Genomic DNA, 26,846 nt, shown 5'->3' with positions numbered 1-26,846 from the left:
GGGGCAACCCTGCGCCCCGCCCGCGCACCCTTGGAGCGTCCGTGGAGGGTAATGCAAGTCTCCGTCCGGCTATGCGGCCGCGGCGGCGGAGCTACCGGAAGAGGTGGACAACGGGGGTGAAGTCCAGGGCGGGGATGGTGTTGGCGAAGCGCCGCGCCTCCGCGACCGTCATGGTGGCGAGCGCCGAATCGGCGAGCTTCTCCTCCCATACGCCGCGAGGCTCCATCTCGTAATCCCGCTTGCCTGCGAAGTTCGTACAGATGCTGGAGATGACGCCCAAGCGCCCGCGCATCCACCCGCAGTTTCGAGCTCTGGAGATGCGTGTAGATGTCGCCGTGCCGGAGCCTGCGCATCGGGATGCCGTGCCGTGCCGGGCCGCGATCGCGGCCCGGACCAGAAGGTAGAGCCCGTAGTATGTGCGCCCGAACGCAGTCCGCACTCGCGCGTTCCGCAGCCGACTCGTCACCGGATTCTGCCCGGTCGACGAGAGCTCATGGGCAAGGTCGAAGAAGTCCGTTGGCGCGAACATCTCTGTGGCTAGGCTTTGGAGAGGAAGTCGATCCAGATCGACATGAATGCCTCGACTCCGATGCACCTTTCGACTTCGCAGTAGAACTCCAGCGTCGTGCTCCCGACGAGCTCCGCGCGCTCGCGTGGGAATCGCACCAGCGCGTGCTGCCGCTCGGGCGTCAGCACGATGTCGGCGTCCCAGCCGACCTTCTCGCTGGCGGCCTGGAAGGCACGGGCAACGCACTCCCAGTCCATCTCCATCCACCGCCCGCCGGCGGGGATGCGGACCTCGTCTTCGGTCAGCTCGTCGATGTCGGCGTGCGTGATTGATACCATTGAGTCCTCGTCCGGATTGAACGTCAGAGGAGGGAGACTACTTCGGTGAAGTCCAGCGCGGGTACTTTCCGCGCCAGGTCGGCCACTCGGGTTGCGTGTACCCGCGCAAGAGCGGGGGTTTCGATCTCCTCCAGCCACGCGGAACCCGGGTCCAATTCGTAATCGGCCTTCTGCCGGAGCGAGTACAGACGCTCCATGTCACGCCCGAGGTTCCGGAGCGCGCCGTGAACGGAAGAGTGCTGCAGCCGGTTGTACAGCGGTCCATGCCGCAGCTGCCTTGACGACAGGCCGTGGCGCTCCATCAGGATGCGCCGGACGATCAGGTACAGTCCGTAGTACATCCGGCCACAGGCGGTCCGCGCGCGCACCGCCGGGCTCACGGCACGGAGTTCTCCACGCGCAAGCTCGTGCGCCATCTCCATGAACTCGGACGGTTCGAACATGAAGATCAGCCTTTGAAGCCGTAGTCAATCCAGATCGACATGAACCTCTCGACGCCGATCTGCTCCTCTACCGCATCGTAGAACGCGTCCATCGTAAGTGCGACCTGATCGCCATGCTCGCGCGGAAACAGGACCAGCGCGTGCTGCCGCTCGGGCGTCAGCACGATGTCGGCGTCCCAGCCGGCCTTCTCGCTGGCGGCCTGGAAGGCACGGGCGACGCAGTCCCAGTCCATCTCCATCCACCGGCCGCCGGCGGGGATGCGGACCTCGTCCTCCGTCAGCTCATCGATGTCCGCGTGCGTGATCGATACCATCGCGTCCTCGTCCAGGAACACTGAAAAGCCGCTCGGATCCGTTGCGACCGCTGATGCGGTGCCTCAGAACAGATGGACCACGGGAGTGAGGTCGAGGTGCGGAATCCTCGGCACCCACGCGAGAGCACGAGCCGCAAGGATCTGCGCATTCTCGAAGTCTTCGAGCTGCTTCAGAACCGCGGGAGGTGGCGCAAGGTCGTAGTCCGCCGTCCGGCGCAGATTGTAGAGCCGCTGCATCTCGCGCCCCAGAACCCGAGCCTCGTTCGCGAGACGGGAGTTCTGGAGGTGCGTGTAAATCTTGCCGTGGTCGATCCTGCGGCTCGGCAGGCGATGGCGGCGGAGGAGCACCTCCCGCACGGAGAGGAACAGCCCGTAGTACAGCCGGCCATACGCGTTCCGAATCCGCGCCTCTCGCGCTTGCGCCTGCAATCCGGCGGCATCGCGAGCGAGCTCCTGCCCGAGCTGAACGAAGCGGAGAGGCTCAAACATCGTAGAGCCGCTTCGAACCGAAATCGATCCAGATCGACATGAAGCGCTCGGCTCCGATCTGCTCCTCCACAAGGCGGTAGAACGCGTCCGTCGTTGCGGCGAGAAGGTCGACCTGCCCGGACGGGAACAGCACCAGCGCGTGCTGCCGCTCAGGCGTCAACCGGATCTCCACGTCCCAACCCAGCTGCTCTGCCGCGCCGTCGAACGCACGGGCGACGCACTCCCAGTCCATCCCCATCCACCGCCCGCCGGCGGGGATGCGGACTTCGTCGTCGGTGAGCTCGTCGATGTCGGCGTGCGTGATCGATACCATGTCACCCCTCGTGGGAACGGTGCGTGGCTGATCCCTGAATCTAACCCGTCTCCGGACGTGCCCTACAGAGTTCCGTACAAAGCGGCCACCGGCGGGACACATTGCCGCAACGTGTCGCGTCAATCCTCCACCGAGGCGCGGCGGAGGCTGGGGTCGGAGGATTCGGCGTCTTCGCCGGAGGGGGAGTAGTAGCGGCGGAGCTGGGCGGCCACGCCGTCGAGGTCGGGGAAGAGCTTGCGCTCGTCCAGCGCGCACAGGTCCAGCTGGTCGCGCAGGTAGTTCACCCGCTCCTTCGGGATCAGGTAGCGCGTGAGGGCGCAGGCCAGCCCCTCGTCGCGCAGCGTCTGCTCGAACGAGCGGGTCTTGTCGGTGCAGATGGTGAAGGTGGCCGCCTGCGCGATGATGCGGTCGTCCAGCGCGGGCGGGTCGAGCATGCAGATGAACCGCGCCCGGTCGTCCACGTGCGGCCGCCCCATCAGCTCGCCGAGCGAGCGGATGCCGCGGGCGTGCAGCATGGCGTCCAGGTCCTGCACCAGGAACGCGAACGGCGGCAGCTCGAAGTGCTCGTGCACGTGCCGCCAGTTCAGCCGCCACACCACCTTGTCGGTGTCCGCCGGCCCCGCCAGCGTGGCGAAGTGCGCGGCGATGAGCGGCGAGTAGCTCCAGTCCAGCAGCCGCGTGGGCACGCCGTGGTGCTGCGCGGCCACCAGCAGCTCCCACTCGTTGGCCGGCTGCGTGGCCAGGAACGGGCGCGAATAGCGGATGAAGTTGCGGAGGATGTGCTCCTCCAGGTGCGCCTTGGTATGCGGCGGGTTCGTGCCGCCCAGCCGGTCCAGGCTGGTGAGCAGCGGCCACTCGGCGTGCCCGGAGCCGCGGTACACCGAGGTGTCGCGGATCCGGCCGCTCGCCGGGTCGTGCTCGTCGGGCGTCACCAGGTCCAGCAGCTGCCCCAGGCTCTCGACCCGGATCTCCTCGATATCGTCGAATCCCTTCGTCGCCATGCTCCGTCCATCGGTGCGGGAAGGAGATGGGGAATCGAAAGATCCGTTCCGGCGGAGAAGCAAAAAAGCGTGCGGCCCCGGGAAGGGCCGCACGCGATGTGGCGAGGGAAGGATTACGCCGCGTCCTTGCGGCGTGCCTCAATCACGCTCGCGAGCGCGCGCAGTGCCTGATTCACGGCGATAGAATCGGGAAAGATCTTCGCGAGATCCGCATCGATCTTCACGATGTTCACACCCTCGGCGTACCGGGCCGCGTACTTCCCGCGCTCCGCCTTTCTGAAGTCCTCCGCCGTGAAATCGTATTCGTCACGCATCGTAGCTCCAGTGTCAGAGACTGTTTTCGTACTCCCGTGCTTCCCGCCGAGTCAGTTTGCGTGCGGTGATGATCTGCATCGCGTCGGCGGTTTCCGTAAAGCACACCGTGAGCAGCCGGCCGGCATTGGAACGCCCGAACAGCAGAAGCCGGATCTCGTACGTCGAGTGGTCCGGGTCGTCGATAACCCGAGAGAGAGGATCGCCAAATACACTCGTGGCCTCCTCGAAAGAGACGCCGTGCTTCGCAAGGTTCTCCTGGGCCTTCTCCGGATCCCATTCGAATGTCAATGGCATCCGCCAAAACTACGCCGGGGATGCGACACTTCCAAGGCCCCTGATCGGCGGTCACCGCAAGCTACTGGCGCGGACGGACTGGCCCTGGTGCCAGGCGACGAGCAGGCCGCGCGGCCCCGCCGCCAGCGCGGGGGAGCGGCCGGCAGGCTCGCGCGCGACCACGTGCGGCGTGCCATCGTCCAGGCGGGCGAGGGTGACGCGGCCCTCCTGCTCGCGGCGGTCGTCCCACATCGCCCAGAGGTGATCGCCATCCGCGGCGAGCGCGACCTGCGAGGGGGGGACCCACGCGCCGGTGAGCAGCGCGGCGGCGGCGCCGAAGGTGCGGCCGCCGTCCGCCGACGAGGCGTACCACAGCCCCTGCCGGCCCTCCTTCCCCGTGTACCAGGCCACATGCAGACGGCCGCGCGCGTCCACGGCGACGGACGGGCCGGCGTGCGGGCAGCCGGGGAACACCCAGCCGTCCGCGTGCACCCGCACCGGCGCCGCGAAGGCCGACGCGCCGGGGGCAAGGCGGGCGACCACCACGTCGCGCACGTCGCCCGCGTACACCTTGCGCCAGGCCACGTAGACGGAGCCGTCCGGCGCGGTGGCGAGCGAGGTCCGGCAGCAGGGGCAGACGTTGCCGTCCACCACCATGCTCGGCCCGAACGTCTTCCCGCCGTCCGTGGACTTCGCCACGCGGATCTCGGAGCCGGGGAGCGTGGGGTCCTCGGCCATGCCGCCGTGGCCGTGCATCCCCATCGTCGAATCGCCCTGCGGCTTCGCGGCGGCGGGCGCGGGATGCGGGTGGCGGCGGGCGCGCTCGGCGTCGCGGACGCGCGAGTCCAGCCACGCGACCCACACCGTGCCGTCCTTCCCGACGACGATGTTGTGGAAGGTGTGGGACGACGGCGGGCCGGCCGCATCGTCGTTCACCGTCACCGCGGGCGCGAAGGTGCGGCCGCCGTCCGAGGAGCGGGCGAAGCGCAGGTCGCTCGCGGGGAAGCGGCGGCCGGGGATGGCGCGGTTGTTTTGCCAGACCACATAGACGCCGCCGTCCGGCGCCACGGCCACCTGCGCCGGCGCCTGCTCGTGCGGCGCCGCGTCGCCCAGGCGGTCGTTCACGCGCACGGGCGCGGCGAACGCATCGCCGTCCGCGCGGGCGAGCCAGACGTCGGACGCGCCTCCCGACGTCGCGATCCAGGCGACGTAGCGGGCGCCGCGCGCGTCCGCCGCGGCGGTGGGGTTCGACGCGTTCGCCGCCGCGAGCGTGGCCGCGGGGGCCAGCGCGGAGCCGGAGCGGGCCATCGTCGTGGCGGCCGCGGCGGCCACGGCGGCGGCGAGCGCCGCCACTCCGCCCATCATCGCGCGATTCTTCTTCATCCCCATTCTCCCTTTCAGCGCTGGCCCACGCGGTACTGCACGCCCAGGTACATCGACCGCGGCATCCCCGGCGCGAACTCGTCGCCGCGGGCGGCGGTGTACTGCGCGGCCTCGGCATAGCGCCGGTCCAGCACGTTGTTCATCCGCCCCACCAGCTCCACCTGGCGCGCGACGGGTACGGTGGCGTGCAGGTTCAGCAGCGCGTGCCCGGGGTAGCGGTGGGTGTTGTCCGCGTCCATCCAGTAGCCGCCGATGCGCTGCCACTCGGCCGAGAAGCGCGCGTCCGCCAGCGAGTACCCCAGCCGCGCGTCGAAGATGGTGCGCGGCGCGCTCTCCATCTCCTTCCCCGCGTAGTCCAGCCCCGCGCGGGGCGACCACTCCTCGTAGCGGTGCAGCGCGCGGCTCCAGCTCACGTCCGCCCGGAAGCCGGCGGGAAGGCGGATGCCGAGCCCCGCCTCGACGCCGCGGTGCAGCGTCTTTCCGGCGTTCACCGTCTCGCGCGTGCCGTCGGGGTTCACGAGCGTGAGGATGTCGTCGGTCATCGTCATCGTGTACGCGCTCAGCTGGTAGCCCACGCGCCCCAGCACCTCGCCGCGCGCGCCGCCCTCCCAGCTCACCGCCTCGACCGGCTTCAGGCCCACCGTGTTGTCGGCCTGCCCCTGCCGGAAGAGCTGCCCCTCGCTGGGCGAGCGGAAGCCCGTGGTGTAGCTGGCGAAGACGGCCAGGCCGCGGCCGGCTTCGTACGTCGCCCCGAGCTTGGGGGAGAGATGCGTGTAGTCGACGGAGGCGTCGGCCGGGCGGCGGTACTTGCCGGTGGCGACGGCGTCGAGGTGGTTGTCGTAGCGGAAGCCGATCCGGTCCAGCCGCACGCCGCCGGTGAAGTGCAGCCGCTCGGTGGCCGCCGCCTCGGCCTGCAGGTACGGACTGACGCCGCGGAAAGTCACGTCGTAGTCGTAGACGCGCGCCACCTTCTCGTAGGTGGTGAACACCTGCCCGTTGCGGGTGGGCTGGATCAGGTCCTCCACCCGGCCGCCCGGGCTGTAGTCCACGTCCACGCCGCCGATCAGCCGCGTGCGCAGCGCGTCGACGTCCACACGGTACTTGGCCAGCACGCCGAAGGAGTGGTGGCCGGTGGAGTACACGGTGGGGTCGTACGTCAGGCTCCAGTTGGGGAGCAGGTCCATCGAGTTGTCGCGGAAGAAGGGGATGATGCTCAGCAGCGTCCCCCGCCCCGGCCGCTCGTAGTCTGCCGACAGCCGCAGCGCGCTCACGCGGCGGAAGGAGATCGGCGTGTAGTTCAGCGTGGGGTTCGCCGCGTAGTCGGCCGACAGCAGCGTGGACGCGCCCGCGGTCTGCTGGTCGATGTGGCTCACCGCCAGCACCGTCTTCAGCGACGCGCCGCCGGCCAGCTGCCGGTCCCACCGCAGCGTCCCGCTCTGCCGCGTGTAGTCGGTCCCCTCGCGCCAGCCGCTGGTGCGCGTGACGTTCACGTCGGCGCGGAAGCCGTCGTGGCCGCGCGTTCCCGTCGCGCCCAGCAGAAGCCGGCCCCACCCGTACGCGCCGCCCTCGCCGTACGCCTCGAAGCCGGAGTGCTGGCCCGGCGCGCGCGTCTCCACGTTCACCACCCCGCCGATCGCGTCGCTGCCGTAGAGAGCGCTGGACGGCCCCTTCAGCACCTCGATGCGGTCCGCCGCGGGAATGTTCACCTCGTACAGCGCGTTGTGGTTGAAGAAGCCCGTCGAGCGCGTGGGGACGCCGTCTTCCAGGTAGAGGTAGACGGGGTTCGTGGTGTTCGGCTGGCGGATGGAGGTGGTGTGCCCCTCGCCGCCGGTGACGCTCACCCACACGCCGGGAACCTGGCTCATCACCTCGGACGGGTGCGTGGGGCGCTGCTCGCGAAGCTGCGCGGAAGAGACGACGCCCACCGTGGCCGGCGTCTCGCCCAGCCGCTGGACCTCGCGCGTGGTGCTGACCACGATGGAGGGGAGGACGGTGCTCTCGTCGCGCATCGCCAGGTCGGCGCGCGCGGTCTGCCCCTCGGCGATGGAGATGGGCTGCGTCGCGGCCGCCAGCCCCAGCCGGGTGGCGACCAGCGTGTGCGACCCGGCGGCGACGCGGGCGATGCGGAAGTGCCCCGCCCCGTCGGTCACGACCGGCGCCGCGCCGTCCACGGCGATGCGCACGCCGGCCAGCGGCGCGCCGCCCGCATGCGCGGTCACGGTGCCCTCGACGGAGCCGGCGCCCTGCGCGAGCGCGGGACGGGCGAGCAGGGAGATGGCGAGCGCGGCGAGTGCGGCCACCGCGCGGCGGAAACGGAGTACGGACGAAGCTGGGACGGACACGCTTCACCTCGGCTGATCCAGGTGTGTACGTGCACGCGGCGCCCCGGGCGATGGTACCCGTGGCCTTCCCGCGTGCCGCGATGTCTGGGGGTTCAGCCGAGCAGGGGAGGACCCTGGCCGTACGGAAGGAAGAAGGGGACGAGCCGGGGGATGATGGTGCCCGCGTCCGGCACCATCTCCGCCGCGACCGACGCCGGGGCGACGCGGACGGCCGCCTCGGCGGTGGCGGGGAGCGCGCCGCCGGTAGCGGACGGGCAGGTGCCCTGGCAGGTGCACGCGTGTCGGTCGCCGTGCTCGGGCGCGGGGGCGTCGTGCTGGGCCGCGTGGTGGCCCGCGTGCGCTGCTCCGTGCGCCACCGCTCCGTGCGCCACCGCGTCGTGGTGCGGACACGCGTGCATGCCCAGCGCTTCCCCTGTCCACGTGAACAGGAAGAGCGCCACGGCCAGCAGGGCCGTAAGGCGTTGCGCGAAGGTGCGCTGCACGGGCGGGAACACGGTCGCTTTCACGCGGCGGAAGATGGCCCTCGTGAGGTCCGGACGAAATCAGGCAACAGGAGATGCGCGTCGCGGGGAGATTCCCCACGCCAGCGTCGATGGCAGTACGCATGCCGCGCGGCGATGGTTCCGCATCACCGCGCGCGACGGATTGAAGATGTCCGAAAACACGAGCGCGCGCCAGCGTTTCTGCCGCGGTGCGCGCATCTGGGGACGATCTCCGTCGCACCGGGAGATGACCGGATCCTGTGCATCCTTACCTCGATGTGCACCGATCCGCTCCACCTCTACCCGTCTTCCCTGATCCCCATCACCCCCATCTGCCGCCCCGCCGAGCCGCCGCGGTGCGAGAAGAAGTCCGGCGGCCCGCAGCGCGTGCAGTGCGTGGAAACGGTGATCCGCTCCGCCCGCACCCCCGCGGCCAGCGCGCGCTCCGCGATGGCCGCGCGCACGTCGATGTTCGCGCGCCCCGGCGGCGGCTCGCGATGGGGGTGAATGGCGGCGTGCACCTCCGGCCCCACCTCGTAGCACGCGCCGCAGATCGCCGGGCCGCAGTGCAGCCACAAATCGGTGGGGGATGATGAGCCGAGGCGCGCGAGCAGCTCGATCGCGCGCTCGCCGATCCCCTGCGCGGTGCCGCGCCAGCCGCTGTGCACCATCGCGATGCGGCGATGCTGGGGATCGACGACGAAGACGGGGACGCAGTCCGCCACGCCGGCGCTCAGCAGCAGCCCGGCGCGCTCCGTGGCGTGCCCATCGTAGCCGTGCATCACCGAGATCCCCGGCGCGCCACGCTCGGCGTGGACGTAGATCTCCGCGCCGTGCACCTGCCGCGAATGCACGGCGGTCGCCATCCCGGTCGCGGCGGCCATCGCGCGCCAGCGGTCCAGCACCTTCCCCACCGGCTGCGCGCCGGAGAGGCCCAGGTCGAACGGCTCGTCGCCGCTCCCCCGCCCCGTGGTCCCCTGCACCAGCCAGGGGAAGCGCTCCGCCCACTCGGGCTGGATCCAGAGCGGGATGTCACCCGGGCGCAGCGTCTCCGCGACCCCGCGCGCGGCGGCGTGCACGGCCTCCGTCACGCGCCCGCCCCCTCGTCCGGCGGGCCGGAGCCGGCCTCCAGGAAGCGGACGTGCCCGCCGCCGCCGTCCAGCCGGTCCAGGCGGCGGCGCAGCTCCTCGACCTCGGCGCGGAGCGCGTCGAACTCGCGGCGCGGAACCACGTCCAGCCGCTCGCGCACGTCGCCGATCACGCCCTGCGCCCGGTCCAGCGCGCCGCTCAGGGCGCCCTTCGCGCGCTCGGGGCTCAGGTCGTTGGATTCGACGGCCTCGTTGATCGTCTCCTCGATGGCCTCCTTGAAGGCCGTCAGGATCCCGATCCCCGCGCGGATCCCCTCGCCGATGCCGGCGGGGCGCGGCGCCCTGGGCTGTTCGTCGCTCATTGGATGCTCGGCGATGGAGATGATCGGCGGTCGGAGATGACCGATGCGAAAGCGGCGGCGGTGCGTCACCGCCGCATCCAGCCCTCACCCGGCTCGCCCAGGCTCGCCACCCTCTCCCCATAACCGGAGAGGGTTGGGTGCGAGAATGTCCGTGCGCCGCGGCGATGCCGGACAGCGAGTCCGCGAAGGCGGACTTCGGGCCGTTGTTGCCGCGGTTTCAACCGCCGGGAGAATGCCGGGTGAGAGCCGGGGAGCGCCGGGTGGCCCCCCCGACCTCAGGTCCGCGAATCCATCTTCTGGATGTCGGCCCCCAGCGCGCGCAGGCGCTCGTCGATGCGCTCGTAGCCGCGCTCGATCTGGCCGATGTTGAAGATCTCGCTCTGCCCCTCGGCGCCCAGCGCGGCGATCAGCAGCGCCATCCCCGCGCGGATGTCGGGGCTCTCCACCAGGCCGCCGCGCAGCTTGCTCGGGCCGATCACCAGCACCCGGTGCGGATCGCAGAGCACCAGCCGCGCGCCCATGGCGATGAGCTTGTCGGCGAAGAACATCCGCGACTCGAACATCTTCTCGTGGATCAGGATGTTCCCCTCGCACTGGGTGGCCGTCACCAGCGCGATGGAGGTGCAGTCCGCGGGAAACGCCGGCCACGGCCCGTCGTCGACCTTGGGGATGTGCCCGCCGATGTCGGCGTGGACCCTCATTTCCTGGTTGCCGGGGATGTACAGGTCCTGCCCGCGGATCTCCACCGTCACCCCCAGCCGCTCGAAGCCGATCAGCGTGCTGTCCAGGTGCTCCGGCGCCGCGTCCAGGATGGTCAGCTCCGAGCGCGTGACCGCCGCCAGCCCGATGAAGCTGCCCACCTCGATGTGGTCCGAGGTGATGCGGAAGCGGCCGCCGCGCAGCTTCTCGGCGCCCTGGATGTGCAGCGTGCCGGTGCCGATCCCCTCGATGGGCGCGCCCATCCCCACCAGCATGTGGCACAGGTCCTGGACGTGCGGCTCGGCGGCGGCGTTGCGGATGCGCGTGGTGCCGCGCGCCAGCGCCGCGGCCATCACCGCGTTCTCGGTTCCCGTCACGCTGGGCTCGTCCAGGAACATGTCGCCGCCCACCAGCCCGTCGCTCTTCACGCGGAAGCTCTTCGCGTCGTGCTCGAAGCGCGCGCCCAGCTTCTGGAAGGCCAGGAAGTGCGTGTCCACGCGGCGGCGGCCGATCACGTCGCCACCCGGCGGGGGCAGGTTCATCCCCCCGGTGCGCGCCAGCATGGGCCCGGCCAGCAGGATCGAGGCGCGGATGCGCGCGGCGGCCTCGGCGTCGAGCTGCGTGTGCCCCACGTCGGCGGCGCGCACGCGCACCTCGTTGTCGCCCACCCACTCGGTCTCGGCGCCCAGCGCCTCCAGCAGGTCCAGCAGCGTCAGCACGTCGCGGATCCGCGGGACGTTCTCCAGGAACACGTCCTCTTCGGTCAGCAGCGTGGCGGCCAGCATGGGCAGGGCCGCGTTCTTGTTCCCGGCCGGGCGAATCGACCCTTTCAGGCGCTTCCCCCCCTGGACTACGAACTTGGGCAACTCGGGTCTCCGGACCTGAACGTGGGAGCGCACGGCGTCTCCGGGGGGTCCGGAGTCGGCGTGCGCCGGGCTTTCGTGGAGCGGGCGGGCAGGGCGCAAGAGTCGTGCGCGGCACCCTTCCCGGGCTCCCCGTCCCGCGCGGGGGACGGGCAACCTAGCGTGGCGGCCGGGCGGACGCAAAAGCGCACGGGAACGCAGGCGGCGCCTTGACTTTGCTTGACACGCCGCTCGCGCCGGGCGTAAGATGGCTCGTCTCCCGCACCCCGGACATCGAGGCCGCTCCAGGCCTCCCGAACCGCGCCGCGCCTTGCGTTTACGCGACCTCTCCAACTCTCCCGGAGCAGCGTCTGGAGATTCGAAGCGGGAGATGGAGATCGGTCCGGCGCGGGGGATCGGGAGAGGGTGATGGACGGCTTCCGGGCGGAGCGGCTGCGGCTGCGGATCGAGCAGTTCGCGCCAGCGCTGGGGGATGCGGAGGCGAACCTCGCGCGCATCGCCCGCGCGCAGGCGGACGCGGCGGCGGAGGGCGTCGACCTCGTCGTCACCCCCGAGCTTTCGGTGACTGGATACGACGTGCGCGACCGGGTGCACGCGCTCGCCGTCCCCGAGGGCGACGTGCCGTATCCCGGTCTCGCCGACGGGCCGGACGTGATCGTCGGCGGGATCGAGCGCGACGCGGCGTTCGTGCCCTTCAACGCGGCCCTGCACCTGCGCGGCGGGCGCGTGCTCCATCGCCACCGCAAGGTGTATCTCCCCACGTACGGGATGTTCGACGAGGGGCGATGGTTCGGCCGCGGCGACCGCGCGCGGGCCTACGACGCGGGCGGCGGATGGCGCATGGGTGTGCTGGTCTGCGAGGACCTGTGGCACCCCGCGCTGATGTACCTCCTCGCGGCGGACGGCGCGCACCTCGTCGTCGTGCAGGCCGCTGCGGCCGGGCGCGGAAGCTGGGCCGGCGGCGAGGGCGGCGGGCGGTTCGCGAGCTGGCCCGCGTGGGAGCACCTGGCGCGCGCCGCGGCGGTCGCGTACGGCATCTACGTGGTCGTCGCCAACCGCGTGGGGACGGAGGGCCCGTGCGTCTACGCCGGCGGCTCGATGGTCGCCGGCCCCGGCGGCGACATCCTGGCGCGCGGCGACGACCTGGCCGAGGACCGCGTCACGGCCGACCTCTCGCTCGACGCGGTCGCCCGCGCGCGGCGGCCGTACGCCCACGCCCGCGACGACGACCCGCGCCTCGTCCACGCGGAGCTGGCGCGCATCATCGGGGAGCGGGGATGACGGACCTGCGCGAGCCCCGCATCGCCGCGATCGCCGGCGCGGTCGCGCGGCAGGCGCTGGCGGACCGCGGCGCCAGCCGCATCGCCCTGCTGGACGACGGCGGGCCGGAGGCGGAGCTGGCCGCGCGGATGCTCGTCTCCACCCTCGGCGCGGACGCCGTGCTCCGCATCACGGTGGCGGACGGGGAGATGGAATCCGTCTTGCACCTCGCGCCGGAGGTTTCCCGCGAGCAGTGGGCGGAGGAGATGCGGCGGATGCGGGCGCGGCTGGCGGTGGACGCCATCGCCGCGCACCCGGCGAACAAGACGGCGCTTCTGCTGGGCGGAGAGCTGCCGCCCGAGCCGCTCCTCCCGCTGGGCGACCTGTGGGCCAGCGAGGTCGCGGCGCTCGCGGGGCGCTGGTCCGCGCCGGAGCCCGTCCGCCGCATCGCGGAAGCCGCCGGAGGAATCGAAGCGCTGGACGCCGCGCTCCGCGGATCCATCGACACGCGTGATCCCGCGGCGCTGGACGCCCTATCATCCGACGCCGCCAGCGCGGTGCGGCGCGCGCTAGCGGCGGGGCGGCCGTCGCGGCTCCATCCGCGCATCGTGCCCAAGATCGGCGCACGCACGCTGGGCGTGGATCTGTTCGACTGAGAAAGAAAGTCCTGAGTCCTGAGTCCTGAGTCCCAAGTCCTAAGTGAAAAAGGGACGGGTGACCGATGGCCGCGGACTCAGCACTCGGCACTCAGCACTTAGGACTTAGCACTTAGGACTTACAACCTGACCCGGGACCACGGTTTGACGATCCTCCTCTTCCAGGCCCAGGCCGTGCACGACACGGTGTTCGTGGTCCAGCAGAAGCCCGGCTGGCAGCACTGGGTCGAGGCCTTCGCGGCCATCGCCCAGATCGTGCTGGCCATCGCCCTGCTCGCCGTGGGCCTCGGCGTTCTCTTCGCCGCCATGAAGGTGAAGGCGCTGATGAAGAAGGTGGAGGAGCAGGGGCAGAAGCTGCGCGTGGACCTGGCCCCCGCCATCCACAACGTGACCGCGGTGACGGAGAACGTGAACTTCGTCAGCAAGACGGTGCGCAAGGACGCGGAAAAGCTGTCGCGGAGCGTCACCGCCGCGACCGACAAATTGAAGACCGCGGCGGAGATGGCGCAGCAGCGCGTGGGCGAGTTCAACGCGCTGATCGGCGTGGTGCAGGAAGAGGCCGAGGCGCTGTTCATCGGCGGCGCGTCGGCCATCCGCGGCATGCAGGCGGGCGCCGACACCTTCCGCCGCTTCCAGACCGGCGAGCTGGAGTACCTGGGCGACGTCTACCTGGACGAGGACGACGAGTACGGCGCGGAGGAGGACGACGACGGGTTCAGCCTGGACGGCGCCGAAGGGGAGGACGGGGACGACGAGGGGGACGAGATCCGGAGCGGGCCCGGGCGCCCCGGCCGGCGCGGCTAGAGGACGAGCGCGGAGACACCGAGGAGCATACATGGCACGACGCGACACCACCGAGTTCCTGGCCGCCTTCGCCGTGGGCACGGCGCTGGGGATCGGCGCCACGCTGCTGCTGCGGCCGTCGCGGCCGACGACGGCCAAGGAGCGGCTGCTGCGCGAGCTGAAGCCGTACCGCAGGAAGATGCGGCGCGGCGCGGGGCAGATGGCGCGCGGGCTGCGCCAGACCCGCCGCGCCACCGGCGAGGTGGCCGACGACGCCATCGACGCCGGCCGCGAGCTGCTGGGCGAGTTCCGCGATGAGGTGCGCCGCATCCTCTCCGAGGCGCGCGAGGAGATGGAGCAGGCGCTGGAGGAGCGGCGCAAGGGCGAGCGGCGGTCCACCGAGCGCCGCAAGCACGAGCGGCGGCACCGCGCGGGCGGGCTGCGCTTCGGGCGGAGCGCGGACGAGCAATGAAGCGCACCGCGGGCGGCCTGCTGGTGGTCGCCGGAGTCGCGCTGCTGCTGGTGGCGCTCACCCCGGGGCACGCGTACGCCTGGGGCCCGGCCACGCACGCCTACCTCAGCTGGCAGATGCTGCAGCAGCTGGAGCTGCTCCCCCAGGCCATCCGCACCATCCTGGCGGCGTATCCGTACGACTTCGTGTACGGCTCGCTGGCGGCCGACATCTCGCTGGCCAAGAAGTACGTGCCCGAGGGGCGCCACTGCCACCACTGGCACGTGGGCGAGGAGATCGAGCAGGCCGCCGCCAGCGAGCGGCTGAAGGCGGTGGGGATCGGGTATCTCACGCACCTGGCCGCCGACACCATCGCGCACAACTTCTACGTCCCCCGGCAGCTGCTGCTGACCTCGTCCACCAAGGGGCTGGGCCACTCGTACTGGGAAGCGCGCATGGACCGCCACGTGGGCGAGTTCTACATGCGCCTGGCGCGCGAGGCCGTCACCCAGCACGACCACTCGCAGGCCGACGCGCTGTTCGACGAGGTGCTGAGCGGCACGCTGTTCTCGTTCCGCACCAACCGCCGCATCTTCCGCGGGCTGATCCGGTTCCAGGACAACGACCGCTGGCAGAACATCTTCGGCACGCTCATCACCATGAGCCGGTGGGACCTGACGGACGACACGGTGCACCAGTACGTGGTCCGCTCGTTCGACTACATCGTGGACTACCTGCAGCGCCGCGGCGAGGCGCTGCCGCGCGCGCTGGATCCCATCGGCGAGCGCAACCTGGAGCTCAGCAAGAAGGTGCGGCGGATGGCGCTGCAGGACGGCGCGTCGGAGCGGCCGGAGCTGCTGCACGAGATGGCCGACGAGTTCTTCCCCCTCCCCGACATCCCCTTCGGCCACCTGCTCGAAACGCCGCACACGAACGGCGACGGCAAGCCGTAGCGAGGGCCACGTCCGCAACCGTCGGGGCATGAAAACCGGCCGCGTGAGCGATCACGCGGCCGGTTCTTCTTTCACCGTATCGCGACCCGTTTGCGGCACCTGCGGGACAAGTGTACGACCGCTGGCCGCTATCGCTCGGAAGCTTGATCGATACAAAGTCGGCATTGAGATTTCGTCGCCCGATGCTCGCGACTTGCACACAGAGTGGCTTGGAGGATTCTAATGAGCGCCGTTGCACCTGTCGTAGAGGAAGACGTCGAGACTGCAAAGCTCGAAGCGCTTCGCCGCGATGTGCAGGTTGCGATCGATCAATACGAGCGCGGCGAGTACTCACATGCCGAGGAGGTGTTCGCGCGGCTCCATGCGAAGCTCGCGCGAAGTTCCGCCTCCAAGATCTGAACGTGATCCATCCCAAACGAGCCGGCCGCGTGAGCGATCACGCGGCCGGTTCATTTTGCATCCGCCTCGCGACCCGTTCGCGGCACCCACGGGACAAGTGTACGACCGCTGGCCGCTATCGCTCGGAAGCTTGATCGGTACGAAGTCGACAATGAGATTTCGTCGCCCGAGGCGCGCGACTGGCCCGGCTTCCACACCGATGTGGTTGGCGACTTGCACACAGAGTAGCTTGGAGGATTCTGATGAGCGCCGTTGCACCCGTGGTAGAGCCGAGGCCCCCGATGAGCCTGAACATCCCCCCCGAGTTCGAGCGCGCCGTGCTGGAGCGCGTCGCCTCGGGCGCCTACGAGAGCACGGAGGACGTGCTGAAGGCGTGCCTGGAGGCGCTCGAACTGCTGGAAGCGGATATGGCGGAGGAGAATGAATGGCTGCGGCGCGAAGTCCAGATCGGGATCGATGAAGCGGACCGCGGCGAGCTCATTCCTCGCGACGAAGCGATCGCCTCGATGCGCGCGGAGTTGAAGCGGAGGATCGCCCGCTGAGTGGCTACTCCCTCACCCGGACCGCTCGGCGGGAGGCGCTCGACGCTGCGGCCTTCATCGAGAAGAATACCGGAGATGCCGCCGCTGCGGAGTCCCTGCTGGAGCAGTTTCTCACCACCTTCGATCTGATCGCTTCGATGCCCGGAATGGGCACTCCGAGGCCGGGTTTCGGTCGAGGGATGAGAAGCCACCTGATGGGCAGCTACATCATCTTCCATCGCCCGCACCGCCATTACGTGGAGGTGATGCGCGTTCTCCACCAGCGTCAGAGTGCCCAGCGCGCATTCTCCAGGAAACGCCGGAAGATCACGCTGACGCCGGAGTTTGAAGACGCGGTTTGGGATCGGATGGATTCTGGCGACTACGCCACCACCGACGAGGTGTTGCAAGCCTGCCTGGGGGCGCTCGAACTGGTCGAAACAGGGAATGATTACGAATGGCTGGAGCGTGCAACCCGGGCTGGGCTGGAAAGGGACCGCGGGCAAGAAATACCCGGCGAGCAGGCGATCGAGATGACTCGTGCGGAGTTGCGCCGAAAGTTCCGTCGCTGACATGAGCCGCCGCAGGGCAAGTGAAACCGGCCGCGTGAGCGATCATGCGGCCGGCTCGTTTTGCGCCGCATCGCGGCCCGTTCGCGGCACCGATGGGACAAGTGTGCGACCGCTGGCCGCTATCGGACGGAAGCTTGATCGATACACAGTCGACAGTGAGATTCCGTCGCCCGAGGTTCGCGGCTGCCCCCGCTTTCGTGCCCGATGTGGTTGGCGACTTGCACACAGAGTAGCTTGGAGGATTCTGATGAGCGCCGTTGCACCCGTCGTAGAACCGAGGCCCCCGATGAGCCTGAACATTCCCCCCGAATTCGAGCGCGCCGTGCTGGAGCGCGTCGCCTCGGGCGCCTACGAGAGCACGGAGGACGTGCTGAAGGCGTGCCTGGAAGCGCTGACTCTGCTCGAAGCGGACCTCGCGGAGGACCACGAATGGCTCAAGCGCGAGATCCAGGTCGGAATCGACGAGGCGGAGCGAGGTGAGTTGATCCCCGGCGAGCAGGCGTTTGCCATGGCCCGCGCGGAACTGCGGCGGAGGATGGGCCTCTGAGCCGGTACATCGTGGCGGCGTCCGCGCAGCATGAAGTCGTCGAGGCGGCCCGATATGTATCTCAGAGATCCAACAACGTCGCGGTCGGCGACGCCCTGCTGGAGCGTTTCTACGACTCCTTCGCCCTGATCGCCGCGACGCCACGCCTTGGAACGCGGCGACCGGAGTTCGGGCGCGGGCTCAGGAGTCATTCGGTGGGAAACCACCTCGTGTTCTATCGTCCTCATCGGGATCACGTCGAGATCACCCGCGTCATCCACCAGCGCCAGGATCTCCGCCGGGCATTCGCGAGGAAGCAGCGCAGGGTCGCCCTCACGCCAGACTTCGAGCAGTTCGTCTGGGCACGCGTCGACGCGGGCCAGTACGCCACGGCGGAAGCCGTTCTGACTGCTTGCATGGAAGCGCTGGTCGAGCGGGAGGTCGTGGCCCACGACTTCGAGTTGTGGCGAGCGCAGGTGAAGCTCGCCGAGGAGCAGTTCGAGCGGGCCGGGGATTCGGACAGGGACGGTGCGTCTGCACGCGTGCGCGAACGGTTCCGCAGCCGCAAACAGCCGCCCGGGTGAAGACCGGCTCGTCCGGCATCCAGTGCGCAAACCGGCCGCGTGAGCGATCACGCGGCCGGCTCGTTTCCACTGGTCACGCGCGGGATTATGCCGCCGAACGTGCCCGTGGCGAGGAAGCCGTGCACCAGGCGGCGCACGTCGTTGCGGAGCATGATGAAGGTGTGGCCGCAGGGGACCAGCACGTGGCCCGCCGCGCCCTCCAGGTGAGTCTCGGGGATGCGGACGGTGCGGTCCCGCGCGCCGGCGATGATGCCGACCTCCACGCCCGCCGGCGCGGCGAGCGCGCGGGCCGTCGCCTCGGCGGCGGTGCGCAGGTCGGCGAGCGGGGGGAGGATCCAGCCGACGTAGGGCGCCACGCGGTCGGCCTTGCTGGCGCCGCGGTTGGGCGGCGCCAGCATCACCACGCGGCCGGTGCGCGGCGGCGGACGGTGCGCCAGCACCCAGCGGATCAGCACCGTCCCCAGGCTGTGCCCCACGAAGTGCACCCGCGGCGCATCTCCCGATGCCGCGGCAACGTCGCGCGCCAGCCGCTCGCCGAGCGCGGAGACGGGGAGCGTGTGGCTGGGGTAGCCCCAGTTCAGCACGCGGTAGCCGCGCGCCCGCAGCGACCGCGCCAGCCACCACATCGACGCCGGCGTGCGACCCAGACCGTGGGCAAGGACGACAAGCTCGCGCGTGTCCCGCAAGCCGCTCATTCGTACTCCCGCTCCAGGTTCGCGTACTTCAGGACCACCACCTTCCGGCCCACGTCGGCCGCGTCGAAGTCGATGGCCACCTTCACGTCGCCGCCGAAGCCGGAGAGCTCGCGCACCGTTCCGGCGCCGAAGCGCGGATGGCGCACCCGGGCGCCCTTCGTGAGGCTCGGCGCGTCCTGGCTGTCGCTGTAGTCCACCTGGTACGACGGATCCTCGGGCTCCGCGCGGCGCGGCGCGGGCGCGGACAGGCCCATCCGCTCGCGGCGGGTGCCGAAGCCGCGCGCGAAGCTCTTCCACGGCTGCGCGTAGCTGCTGGTGCGCTCCAGCGTCCGCTCGCTGTGGCGCACGTCCAGCGTGTTCTTCGGCAGCGACTCCAGGAACGAGCTGGGAATGGTGTCCATCCAGTCCCGTCCCCGCCTCCGCCTGTGCGCGTAGGCCAGGTACAGCTTCCGCTCCGCGCGGGTGATCCCCACGTAGAACAGCCGCCGCTCCTCCTCCAGCTGCTCCGGCTCGTCCATCGCGCGGACCAGGGGAAAGAGCCCCTCCTCCAGCCCGGTGATGAAGACCACCGGGAACTCCAGCCCCTTGGCGTTGTGCAGCGTCATCATGCTCACCGCGTCTGCGCCGGGGTCGTGCTGGTCGATGTCGGCGATCAGCGCCACGTGCTCCAGGAAGCGGTCCAGCGCGCGAGGGGGCACGTCGCCGCTCTCCTCCAGCTCGCGCAGCAGCTCGGGGTCCTGCTCCAGCAGCCGCTCCTGCAGGTCGGCCGCGCCGGCGATCAGCGACTCCACGTTGGCGATGCGGTCCTCGCCCTCCTGCCCCTCCTCCTTCAGCGACTCGATCAGCCCGCTCTCGGTCACGATCCCCCGCAGCACCTCGTCCAGCGGCAGCCGGTCGGCCACCGCGGCGTGCTTGGCGACGAGCGAGGCCAGCTCGGGGAGCGCGCGCGACGCCGGCCCGCGGATCTCCTCGATCTGCCCCGCGCGCTCGGCTGCGGCGAGGAGGGAGAGCCCGTTGGCCGTCGCGTACTCGCCCAGCCGCGCGATCGATGCGTCGCCGATGCCGCGGCGGGGGACGTTCACGATGCGCAGGAACGCCTCGTCCGCGGCGGGGTTGGCGACCAGGCGCAGGTACGCCAGCGAGTCCTTTACCTCGCGCCGCTCGTAGAAGCGGATCCCGCCGATCACCCGGTACGCCATCCCCTCGCGGCGCAGCGCCTCTTCCAGCGAGCGCGACTGGCTGTTGGTACGGTACAGGATGACGAAGTGCTTCAGCTTCAGCCGCGCGTCGTCGGCCATGCGCGCGTTGATCTCGGCCGCCACCCACTCCGACTCGTCCTTCTCGTCCGCGCACTCCACCAGCGTCAGCGCCTCGCCGCCCACGTGTTCGGTGCGCAGCGTCTTCCCCTTGCGCTTCCTGTTCTCGCTGATGACGCGGTTGGCGGCGTCCAGGATCGTCTGAGTGGAGCGGTAGTTCTGCTCCAGCCGCACGGTACGCGCGCCGGGGAAGTCCTTCTCGAAGTCCAGGATGTTGCGGATGTCGGCGCCGCGCCAGCCGTAGATCGACTGGTCGTCGTCGCCCACCACGAACAGGTTCTGGTGCTCCTCGGCCAGCAGGCGGAGAAAGACGTACTGCGCGCGGTTGGTGTCCTGGTACTCGTCGACGAGGACGAAGCGGAAGCGCTCGCGGTAGCGCTGCAGCACCCGCTCGTTGGTGCGGAAGAGTTCCACCGGCTTGACGAGAAGGTCGTCGAAGTCGAAGGCGTTCGCGTCGCGCAGCGCCTTCTGGTAGATGGGGTAGGCGTCGGCCACGGTGAGCTCGAACACGTCCTGCGCGGCCTGCGCGTAGGCTTCCGGCGAGGTCAGCTCGTTCTTGGCGGCGCTGATGGCGTGGTGGATGGCGCGCGGCGGCCAGCGCTTCAGGTCCAGCTTCAGGTGGTCGCGCACGATGCGCTTGGTCAGCGCCTCGGTGTCTTCCGCGTCGTACACCATGAACCCGGGCGTCCACCCCAGCCGCGGCGCGTCGCGCCGCAGGATGCGCGCGCCGATGGCGTGGAAGGTCCCCATCCACATCCCCTGCGGCTCCCGGCCCAGCAGGGTGCGGATGCGGTCGCGCATCTCGCCCGCCGCCTTGTTGGTGAAGGTCAGCGCCAGGATCGCCGCCGGGTCCACCCCCATCTCGTCGATCAGCCAGGCGATGCGGTTCACCAGCACGCGCGTCTTGCCGGAGCCGGCGCCCGCCAGCACCAGCAGCGGCCCCTCGAAGTGCGTGGCCGCGTCGCGCTGCTCGGGGTTCAGATGCGAAAGATCGACCGCCATTCAGAATTCCGGGTGATTTCGAGTCATCGGAAACGGCAAGGACAACAGCTGGGTTTGGGCGTGTTTGGCGCTCAGGCGCCAAAACGGGCTGCGCGCGCGGTAGGCAACGATACTACTGTTGCCAACCGCGCCGGGCCCCCGCCGCGCCGGACTGCGATGCGATTCCTCAACTTCGATGCGGGCGCGGCGGTGTCCCGGCCCTTCGGGCGCGCATCCCTCGCGCAGGTGCGCGTCCGCAGCCTCGCGCCGCCCTCCCCCCGCGCCGGAGGGCGCCACCTCCTCCCTTCCTGGGAGGAGGTGGCAAGGCAGCACCGGCGCCAAACCCAAGCATGGCCGCAGAAGAACATCCCATCGGCCCAGATGCCGGACAGCTACCTCTCCCGGTACGGGAGAGGTGGACGGCCTAAGCCGGCCGGAGAGGGCGCCGCGCGGAGGACACGCACCGCATCCCGTCCCGCGCTCGAAGCGCTCAATCCCCCGCCGCCGACCCTGCCGAGCCTCGCGGCTGCTCCCCCGCCCCGGCCCCATCCGCTCCAGCGGCGCCCTGCGGCTTGGCTCCCCACGGCAGCCCGATGCGCGCGGCGATCCCCAGCCCGGGGCCGGTCTTCTCCGCCTCGGATGCGGGGGGGCGCTCGGCGGCGGGGAGGACCATCACGAAGGTCGCGCCCTTCTCCACGGGCGCCAGGTAGAGCCGCCCGCCGTGCACGTCCTCCACGATCCGCCGGGCGAGGGAGAGGCCCACCCCCCATCCCCCCTTCTTGGTGCTCACGCCGGGGTCGAAGATGGTGTTGCGCACCGCGGGCGCCACCCCCGGCCCGTTGTCCACCACCCGCACCTCCACGGTGCGCTCCGACGGCGCCTGCGCCTCGATGGTGATGCTGCCGCCCGAGCCGGCCAGCGCGTCCAGCGCGTTCTTGATCAGGTTCTCCAGCGCCCACTCCAGCAGGATGGCGTTGCCGTCGATGGGCGGCACCCCCTCGGGCACGTCCAGGCGCAGGTCCACGCTGCGGCGCAGCTGCGGCAGGCGCACGCGCACGTAGCGCTCCAGCACGCGCAGCAGCGGCCGCACCTCCACCGGCTGCTTCTGCACGGGCCGCCCGATCCACTCGAAGCGCCGCGCCACCTTCTCCAGCCGGTCCAGGTCGGCCTCCATCTCCGCCGCCACCGCGGGAAGGGTGGCCATGTCCTCGCGCTCCTCCTCGGGCAGGCGCAGGATCTCCACCCACCCCGCGAGCGACGACAGCGGCGTGGCCATCTGGTGCGCGCTCTCGCGCGCCATTGCCGCCCAGATGCGCTCGCGCTCGGTGCGGGCGTTGTGGCGGATCATCCACCCCGCCGCGATCAGCAGGCACGCCATGGCGCTCACCTGCAGCCAGGGAATCCAGCGCAGGCGGCGGATCGTCGGCGTGTCGCCGTAGTAGATCGTCCCCAGCCCCGGCTCCACGATGGGCGGGTTGTGGCGCCGGAGCTCCGCGGCGTACTCCAGCACCCGCACCGCCCCCGCCGAGTCGTTCACGTCGGCCTTGAAGGGAAGGTTCGTGGCGAAGGCGGGAAAGCCGTCGTTGTCGGTGTAGACGATGGGAAAGTCCAGGTCCTGCACCTCGGTGGACAGCTCCAGCAGGGTGCGCATGGGCGCGGCCTCGCTGGGGTCGTTCAGCGCGGTCAGGATGCGGACGACGATCCGCGAGTGCACCACGCTCTCGTGGCGCATCTCGCGGACCAGGAACTGGCTGTAGAGGAGGTACCACGCCAGCGTGGCCGCGGCCAGCAGCCCCAGCGCGGTGGGCAGGTGCCGTCGGTTCAGGCGGAAGGCCGGCACGGCAGGCTGCGGGAGTGGCGGAAGCGCGCTTCCGCGTTCACGGGTGCGCGCGTCCCCACGGCGGGCGCGCGGGTCAGGCGATCCGGTCCGCGCCCATCCAGGGGCGCAGCACCTCGGGCACCGTCACCGAGCCGTCTTCGTTCTGGTACGTCTCCAGGATGGCCACCACGGTGCGCGGCAGCGCCAGCCCCGAGGCGTTCAGCGTGTGCACGAACTCCGGCTTCGCCCCCGGCTCCGGGCGAAAGCGGATGTTGGCGCGGCGCGCCTGGAAGTCGGTGCAGTTGGACGCGCTGCTCACCTCCAGCCACTTCCCCACCCCCGGCGCCCACACCTCCAGGTCGTACGTCTTCGCCGCGCTGAACCCCGTGTCGCCCGCCGCCAGCAGCAGCACGCGGTAGGGGAGGCCGAGCAGCCGCAGCGCCTCCTCCGCGTGGGCGGTGATGGTCTCCAGCGCGTCCCACGAGGCATCGGGACGCTCGAAGCGCACCATCTCCACCTTGTCGAACTGGTGCAGCCGCAGCAGCCCGCGGGTGTCCTTTCCCGCCGCCCCGGCTTCGCGCCGGAAGCAGGGCGAGTACGCGGTGAAGGCGATCGGCAGCCGGTCCGCCTCCAGCAGGTCGTCGCGGTGCAGGTTCACCAGCGGCACTTCGCTCGTGGGGACCAGGAAGAGCCCGTCCTCGGGCAGCTCGTACGCGTCCCCGTCTTCCACGAACTTGGGGTACTGCCCCGTCCCCTGCATCGACTCGCGGGTCACCAGGAAGGGCGGCTCCACCTCGGTGTAGCCGTGCTTCCCGGTATGGAGATCGAGGAAGAAGTTGATCAGCGCGCGCTGCAGCCGCGCCCCCATCCCCCGGTACGCGGGAAAGCCGCTCCCCGCCACGCGCGCCCCGCCGGGAAGGTCCAGCATTCCCAGCGCCTGCGCGATCTCCCAGTGCGGCCTGGGCTCGAACGCGGGCTTCGCGGGCTCGCCCCAGCTGCGCACCACGGTGTTCGCCTCTTCCCCACCCCCGGGCACGGAGTCGTGCACGAGGTTGGGAACGCGGAGGAGGATGGATTCGATCTCCCCCTCCACCTCGCGCAGCCGCGCGTCGATGGCCCTGATGCGGTCGCCGATCCCCCGCGTCTCGGCGATCAGGTCGGCGGCGTCCTCCTTCGCGCGCTTGCGCTCGGCCACCTGCGCGGATACGGCGTTGCGGCGCGACTTCAGCTCGTCGCCCTCGGCGATCAGGGCGCGGCGCTCGGTGTCGAGCTCCACCACGCGGGCGATCGCCGCGTCGGTCTCGGCGGGCTTGCCGCGGCGGGCCAGCGCGGCGCGGAAGGCGTCGGGGTCCTGGCGGACCTGGCGCAGCTCCAGCATCAGTCCAGCCGCTCGTCGTCGCAGTTCTGGTTGCTCTTCACCACCAGGTGCACGATGCCGGAGTCGGCGCGGACCGACAGCACCTTCAGGATGCCGAACTTGGTGAGCGTGCCGCAGATGTTGTTGCGCTGGCGGCTCTGCACGAAGTAGGTCTGCCCGGCGGTGATGGCCACGTCGGTGCGGGTGTAGGCGTCGCTGCTGCGCGGCGCGGGGCCCGGGTCGTCGAAGTCGCGCGTGGTCAGCGCCAGCCCCGCCGCGCGGTACGGCGCGATCCCCGGGTTGGGGTGCAGCACGAAGCCGGCGCCGCTGGTGCGCACCTGGAAGTCCCAGTCGCCCGCCTCGGTGGGCAGCTCGGGCTGCGCCGGGGCGTTGTTGGTGACCAGGTCGAGGGCCGTGGGCAGGTCGAAGGGCGACGAGACCGCCGCCAGCGTCACGCTGTCGGTGCGCAGGGCAACGTCCAGGCCGCCGAAGGGGTCGCCGCACGCGGCGAGCGCGCCGGCGGCCGCAATCGCGATCAGGGCGCCAAACGCGGGGAAGACTGCACGCAAGGGAAAGCTCTTTCGCCAGTGTCCAAAAGTGAAGCGCCCGGCACGCCGGACGCGGGGTTAACCTTATCCGCCCCAACGCGGTTGCGTCAAGCGGCGGCGGGCTTTTCAGGGTTGACACGCCGCCCGCGCGGCGGGTACGTTGCTGCGGCCACAGGCCCGCCCCGACCCGCACGCCGGAGACCCGAATGTCCGAGCTCGACCAGGCGCTGGACCGCATCCGCAGCCACGACGGCGTGGAGCACGTGCTGGTGCTGGGGCGCGACGGGCTGCTGATCCAGCACGCGGGGCTCCGTCCGCTGGATGCCGACACGGTTTCGGCCATGGTCCCCGGCGTGGCGCAGGCCGCGGCCTCGCTGGGCGGCGCGGCGGGCCTCGGCGACGCCTCCACCGTGGTCGTCCGGCTGGACGAGGGGGTGGCCGTGGTGCAGGGGCTGTCGCCCGAGGTGCTGCTGGCCGTGCTGGTGCGCGGCAACGTGGGCTTCGCGCCCCTGCTGCGCGACCTGGGCCGCAGCCGCGACGAGCTGGCCGCGCTGGTCTGACCCGCCCCCTGACGGATTCCGACGAACTCCCGCCGATGACCGACGCCCATGCGGCCGACCCGCAGCTCCGCCGTGTGCTGGTGGCCGACGACGAGCCGCACATCGGCCACATCATCCGCCTGAAGCTGGAGCAGGGCCCCTACACCGTGGTGCTGGTGTCCGACGGCGAGGAGGCGCTGGAGCAGCTGCGCGGCGACGAGCCCATCGACGTGGTGCTGCTCGACATCATGATGCCGCGCGCCACCGGGCTCGAGGTGCTGGAGCAGCTGCGGGCCATGCCGCACCGGAGCGACACGCCGGTCATCATCCTGACCGCCAAGGGGCAGGACGCCGACCGGCGGCAGGCGCTGGAGCTGGGCGCCACCGACTTCTTCACCAAGCCGTTCAGCCCCAAGAAGCTGCTGGCGCGCGTCGACGAGCTGTTCGGCGCCCCCGCGCCCGACGGCGCGTAGCACCCCCTCCCGCAGGCGATCTCCTCTTGCAGACTCCGAGTACACCCGCCACCCCGCCGCCGGTTCCCCATCTCTGGACGGTGATCCTGGCGGGCGGGGTCGGCTCGCGCTTCTGGCCGGTTTCCACCCCCGCGCGCCCCAAGCAGCTCCTGCCGCTCGCCTCCGAGCGCGCGCTGATCCGCGACACGGTGGACCGCATCGTCCCGCTCGTTCCCCAGGAGCGGCTGCGGATCCTCACCGGCGCCCACCTCGCCGAGCCGATCCTGGCGACGTTGCCCGAGCTGGGGCCGGGGAACCTGCTGCTGGAGCCCGCCGCGCGGGGAACGGCGCCGGTCCTGGCCTGGGCCGCGGCCGAGCTGGAGCGGCGCGACCCCGACGCGGTGATGGTGTCGCTGCACTCCGACCACGTGATCCACCCGCCCGAGGCCTTCCGCGCGCTGATCACCCGCGCGGCGGAGCTGGCCGCCGGGCACCGCCGCCTGTTCACCATCGGCGCCGTGCCCACGCGCCCCGAGACGGGGTACGGCTACATCCGCGTGGGTGCCGGGCTCGCCGCTCTCGAGGAGGCGCCGCACGGCGAGGCGGGGTGCGAGGTGGCGCGGTTCGTGGAGAAGCCGGACCGCGCGACGGCGGAAGGATACCTGGCCTCGGGCGACTACCTGTGGAACACGGGGCTCTTCGTCTGGCGCGCGGGCGACCTGCTGGACGAGATCGAGCGCGTGTCCCCCGAGCTGGCGGAGCTCGTCCCCATCGTCCGCGAGGGGGGAACGGAGGAGTTCTTCGCGCGGGCGCCCAACATCTCCGTCGACAACGCGGTGCTGGAGCGCTCGTCGCGGGTGGGCGTGGTGCGCGCCACCTTCGCGTGGGACGACGTGGGCGCGTGGGACGCGGTGGCGCGCACGCGGGGGATCGAATCGCCCGGCAACTGCCTGGTGGGCGAGGCGTACGCGGTGGCCTCGGAGGGAACCACGATCTATGCCGAGGACGGCCCGGTGGTTGCGTTCGGCGTGGAGGACCTGGTGATCGTCCGCACCAACGGGATCACCTTCGTGGCGCACCGCGACCGCTCGCCGGACCTGAAGGCGCTGCTGGCCGAGCTTCCGGAGCGGCTGCGAAATCCGTGAACCGCGGTGCGTGAGTGCGGAAGTGCGGAAGTGCGTTCGATTTCCGGCGCGATGACGGGCCTCGCGCGGATCCCTC

At 70.9% G+C, this 26,846-nt stretch carries 33 protein-coding genes; 13 read left to right on the top strand and 20 right to left on the bottom strand.

The annotated features are described in order from the left end of the window. Positions 1–91: 91 nt before the first annotated feature. The 15 genes from VLK66_RS05020 to murA all read right to left on the bottom strand — a co-directional run bounded on the left by VLK66_RS05020 (position 92) and on the right by murA (position 11,216). Positions 92–226 carry a hypothetical protein gene (locus VLK66_RS05020; RefSeq protein ID WP_325308282.1) on the bottom strand — a complete coding sequence of 45 codons (135 nt, stop codon included), beginning with the start codon at positions 224–226 and terminating at the stop codon, positions 92–94. 311 nt (positions 227–537) lie between these two features. Next, positions 538–846, bottom strand: a complete 309-nt coding sequence (locus tag VLK66_RS05015) for a hypothetical protein (protein WP_325308281.1) — start codon at positions 844–846, stop codon at positions 538–540. Positions 847–869: 23 nt separating this feature from the next. Then, positions 870–1,262 carry a hypothetical protein gene (locus VLK66_RS05010; RefSeq protein WP_325308280.1) on the bottom strand — a complete coding sequence of 131 codons (393 nt, stop codon included), beginning with the start codon at positions 1,260–1,262 and terminating at the stop codon, positions 870–872. 32 nt (positions 1,263–1,294) lie between these two features. Beyond that, on the bottom strand, positions 1,295–1,624 hold the full coding sequence (locus tag VLK66_RS05005; protein WP_325308279.1) for a hypothetical protein: 330 nt from the start codon (positions 1,622–1,624) through the stop codon (positions 1,295–1,297). Between the two features lie 42 nt (positions 1,625–1,666). After that, a complete protein-coding gene (locus tag VLK66_RS05000) occupies positions 1,667–2,092 on the bottom strand; it encodes a hypothetical protein (protein ID WP_325308278.1) in 426 nt (141 codons plus the stop codon). Next, on the bottom strand, positions 2,085–2,405 hold the full coding sequence (locus VLK66_RS04995; RefSeq protein ID WP_325308277.1) for a hypothetical protein: 321 nt from the start codon (positions 2,403–2,405) through the stop codon (positions 2,085–2,087). Before VLK66_RS04995 ends, VLK66_RS05000 begins: the two co-directional genes overlap by 8 nt. A 119-nt stretch (positions 2,406–2,524) precedes the next feature. Continuing rightward, the gene (locus tag VLK66_RS04990; protein WP_325308276.1) at positions 2,525–3,406 is read right to left on the bottom strand and encodes an FRG domain-containing protein; all 882 of its coding nucleotides are present in this window, start codon (positions 3,404–3,406) and stop codon (positions 2,525–2,527) included. Between the two features lie 113 nt (positions 3,407–3,519). Beyond that, on the bottom strand, positions 3,520–3,720 hold the full coding sequence (locus VLK66_RS04985; RefSeq protein WP_325308275.1) for a hypothetical protein: 201 nt from the start codon (positions 3,718–3,720) through the stop codon (positions 3,520–3,522). A gap of 13 nt (positions 3,721–3,733) precedes the next feature. Further along, complete coding sequence (locus VLK66_RS04980) at positions 3,734–4,015, bottom strand: BrnT family toxin (protein ID WP_349260481.1); 282 nt, start codon at positions 4,013–4,015, stop codon at positions 3,734–3,736. 51 nt (positions 4,016–4,066) lie between these two features. Then, positions 4,067–5,377, bottom strand: a complete 1,311-nt coding sequence (locus VLK66_RS04975) for a sialidase family protein (protein WP_325308273.1) — start codon at positions 5,375–5,377, stop codon at positions 4,067–4,069. Between the two features lie 14 nt (positions 5,378–5,391). Next, positions 5,392–7,677 carry a TonB-dependent receptor gene (locus tag VLK66_RS04970; RefSeq protein WP_325308272.1) on the bottom strand — a complete coding sequence of 762 codons (2,286 nt, stop codon included), beginning with the start codon at positions 7,675–7,677 and terminating at the stop codon, positions 5,392–5,394. 134 nt (positions 7,678–7,811) lie between these two features. Beyond that, positions 7,812–8,225, bottom strand: a complete 414-nt coding sequence (locus VLK66_RS04965; RefSeq protein ID WP_325308271.1) for a hypothetical protein — start codon at positions 8,223–8,225, stop codon at positions 7,812–7,814. Positions 8,226–8,500: 275 nt separating this feature from the next. After that, complete coding sequence (locus VLK66_RS04960) at positions 8,501–9,292, bottom strand: polyphenol oxidase family protein (RefSeq protein WP_325308270.1); 792 nt, start codon at positions 9,290–9,292, stop codon at positions 8,501–8,503. After that, positions 9,289–9,651, bottom strand: coding sequence for a hypothetical protein (locus VLK66_RS04955; RefSeq protein WP_325308269.1), 363 nt, complete (start codon positions 9,649–9,651; stop codon positions 9,289–9,291). The genes VLK66_RS04960 and VLK66_RS04955 overlap by 4 nt, the downstream gene beginning before the upstream one ends. 275 nt (positions 9,652–9,926) lie before the next feature. Further along, a complete protein-coding gene (murA, locus tag VLK66_RS04950) occupies positions 9,927–11,216 on the bottom strand; it encodes a UDP-N-acetylglucosamine 1-carboxyvinyltransferase (RefSeq protein ID WP_325308268.1) in 1,290 nt (429 codons plus the stop codon). A 405-nt stretch (positions 11,217–11,621) separates the two neighbouring features. Here murA and VLK66_RS04945 point away from each other — a divergent pair, with 405 nt between their 5' ends. The 10 genes from VLK66_RS04945 to VLK66_RS04900 all read left to right on the top strand — a co-directional run bounded on the left by VLK66_RS04945 (position 11,622) and on the right by VLK66_RS04900 (position 17,918). Beyond that, complete coding sequence (locus VLK66_RS04945) at positions 11,622–12,494, top strand: nitrilase-related carbon-nitrogen hydrolase (protein WP_325308267.1); 873 nt, start codon at positions 11,622–11,624, stop codon at positions 12,492–12,494. Further along, positions 12,491–13,129: a hypothetical protein gene (locus tag VLK66_RS04940; protein ID WP_325308266.1), complete on the top strand. Its 639-nt coding sequence runs from the start codon at positions 12,491–12,493 to the stop codon at positions 13,127–13,129. The genes VLK66_RS04945 and VLK66_RS04940 overlap by 4 nt, the downstream gene beginning before the upstream one ends. A 144-nt stretch (positions 13,130–13,273) precedes the next feature. Beyond that, the gene (locus tag VLK66_RS04935) at positions 13,274–13,933 is read left to right on the top strand and encodes a DUF948 domain-containing protein (protein ID WP_325308265.1); all 660 of its coding nucleotides are present in this window, start codon (positions 13,274–13,276) and stop codon (positions 13,931–13,933) included. 31 nt (positions 13,934–13,964) lie between these two features. Beyond that, positions 13,965–14,384 (top strand): hypothetical protein, encoded by a 420-nt coding sequence (locus VLK66_RS04930; protein ID WP_325308264.1) that lies wholly within the window; start codon positions 13,965–13,967, stop codon positions 14,382–14,384. Beyond that, entirely contained in the window at positions 14,381–15,316 is a 936-nt protein-coding gene (locus tag VLK66_RS04925; protein WP_325308263.1) for a zinc dependent phospholipase C family protein, read from the top strand. The genes VLK66_RS04930 and VLK66_RS04925 overlap by 4 nt, the downstream gene beginning before the upstream one ends. 222 nt (positions 15,317–15,538) lie before the next feature. Beyond that, positions 15,539–15,715 (top strand): hypothetical protein, encoded by a 177-nt coding sequence (locus VLK66_RS04920; protein WP_325308262.1) that lies wholly within the window; start codon positions 15,539–15,541, stop codon positions 15,713–15,715. A 281-nt stretch (positions 15,716–15,996) separates the two neighbouring features. Continuing rightward, a complete protein-coding gene (locus VLK66_RS04915; protein WP_325308261.1) occupies positions 15,997–16,257 on the top strand; it encodes a hypothetical protein in 261 nt (86 codons plus the stop codon). After that, positions 16,254–16,808, top strand: coding sequence for a type II toxin-antitoxin system RelE/ParE family toxin (locus VLK66_RS04910; RefSeq protein ID WP_325308373.1), 555 nt, complete (start codon positions 16,254–16,256; stop codon positions 16,806–16,808). Before VLK66_RS04915 ends, VLK66_RS04910 begins: the two co-directional genes overlap by 4 nt. A 286-nt stretch (positions 16,809–17,094) precedes the next feature. Beyond that, complete coding sequence (locus VLK66_RS04905) at positions 17,095–17,355, top strand: hypothetical protein (protein WP_325308260.1); 261 nt, start codon at positions 17,095–17,097, stop codon at positions 17,353–17,355. An 11-nt stretch (positions 17,356–17,366) separates the two neighbouring features. After that, positions 17,367–17,918, top strand: a complete 552-nt coding sequence (locus VLK66_RS04900) for a type II toxin-antitoxin system RelE/ParE family toxin (RefSeq protein ID WP_325308259.1) — start codon at positions 17,367–17,369, stop codon at positions 17,916–17,918. Between the two features lie 47 nt (positions 17,919–17,965). Here the strand turns inward: VLK66_RS04900 and VLK66_RS04895 are convergent, their stop codons facing one another. The 5 genes from VLK66_RS04895 to VLK66_RS04875 all read right to left on the bottom strand — a co-directional run bounded on the left by VLK66_RS04895 (position 17,966) and on the right by VLK66_RS04875 (position 24,655). Beyond that, complete coding sequence (locus VLK66_RS04895) at positions 17,966–18,613, bottom strand: esterase/lipase family protein (RefSeq protein WP_325308258.1); 648 nt, start codon at positions 18,611–18,613, stop codon at positions 17,966–17,968. Then, positions 18,610–20,931, bottom strand: coding sequence for an ATP-dependent helicase (locus tag VLK66_RS04890; protein WP_325308257.1), 2,322 nt, complete (start codon positions 20,929–20,931; stop codon positions 18,610–18,612). Before VLK66_RS04890 ends, VLK66_RS04895 begins: the two co-directional genes overlap by 4 nt. Before the next feature lie 469 nt (positions 20,932–21,400). Next, positions 21,401–22,750, bottom strand: a complete 1,350-nt coding sequence (locus VLK66_RS04885) for a HAMP domain-containing sensor histidine kinase (RefSeq protein WP_325308256.1) — start codon at positions 22,748–22,750, stop codon at positions 21,401–21,403. A 73-nt stretch (positions 22,751–22,823) separates the two neighbouring features. Continuing rightward, on the bottom strand, positions 22,824–24,107 hold the full coding sequence (gene serS, locus VLK66_RS04880; RefSeq protein WP_325308255.1) for a serine--tRNA ligase: 1,284 nt from the start codon (positions 24,105–24,107) through the stop codon (positions 22,824–22,826). Continuing rightward, positions 24,107–24,655 (bottom strand): hypothetical protein, encoded by a 549-nt coding sequence (locus VLK66_RS04875; RefSeq protein WP_325308254.1) that lies wholly within the window; start codon positions 24,653–24,655, stop codon positions 24,107–24,109. The genes serS and VLK66_RS04875 overlap by 1 nt, the downstream gene beginning before the upstream one ends. A gap of 185 nt (positions 24,656–24,840) precedes the next feature. On the opposite strand from VLK66_RS04875, the gene VLK66_RS04870 reads away from it, so the two are divergent. The 3 genes from VLK66_RS04870 to VLK66_RS04860 are packed head-to-tail and all read left to right on the top strand — an operon-like array spanning position 24,841 to position 26,770. Then, complete coding sequence (locus VLK66_RS04870; protein WP_325308253.1) at positions 24,841–25,194, top strand: roadblock/LC7 domain-containing protein; 354 nt, start codon at positions 24,841–24,843, stop codon at positions 25,192–25,194. Positions 25,195–25,229: 35 nt separating this feature from the next. Then, positions 25,230–25,646: a response regulator transcription factor gene (locus VLK66_RS04865; protein ID WP_325308252.1), complete on the top strand. Its 417-nt coding sequence runs from the start codon at positions 25,230–25,232 to the stop codon at positions 25,644–25,646. Positions 25,647–25,672: 26 nt separating this feature from the next. After that, complete coding sequence (locus VLK66_RS04860; protein WP_325308251.1) at positions 25,673–26,770, top strand: mannose-1-phosphate guanylyltransferase; 1,098 nt, start codon at positions 25,673–25,675, stop codon at positions 26,768–26,770. The last annotated feature ends 76 nt before the right edge of the window (positions 26,771–26,846 follow it).

The sequence above is a fragment of the Longimicrobium sp. genome, assembly GCF_035474595.1.
Lineage (GTDB): Bacteria > Gemmatimonadota > Gemmatimonadetes > Longimicrobiales > Longimicrobiaceae > Longimicrobium.
This window is presented reverse-complemented; position numbering and strand designations above follow the sequence as displayed.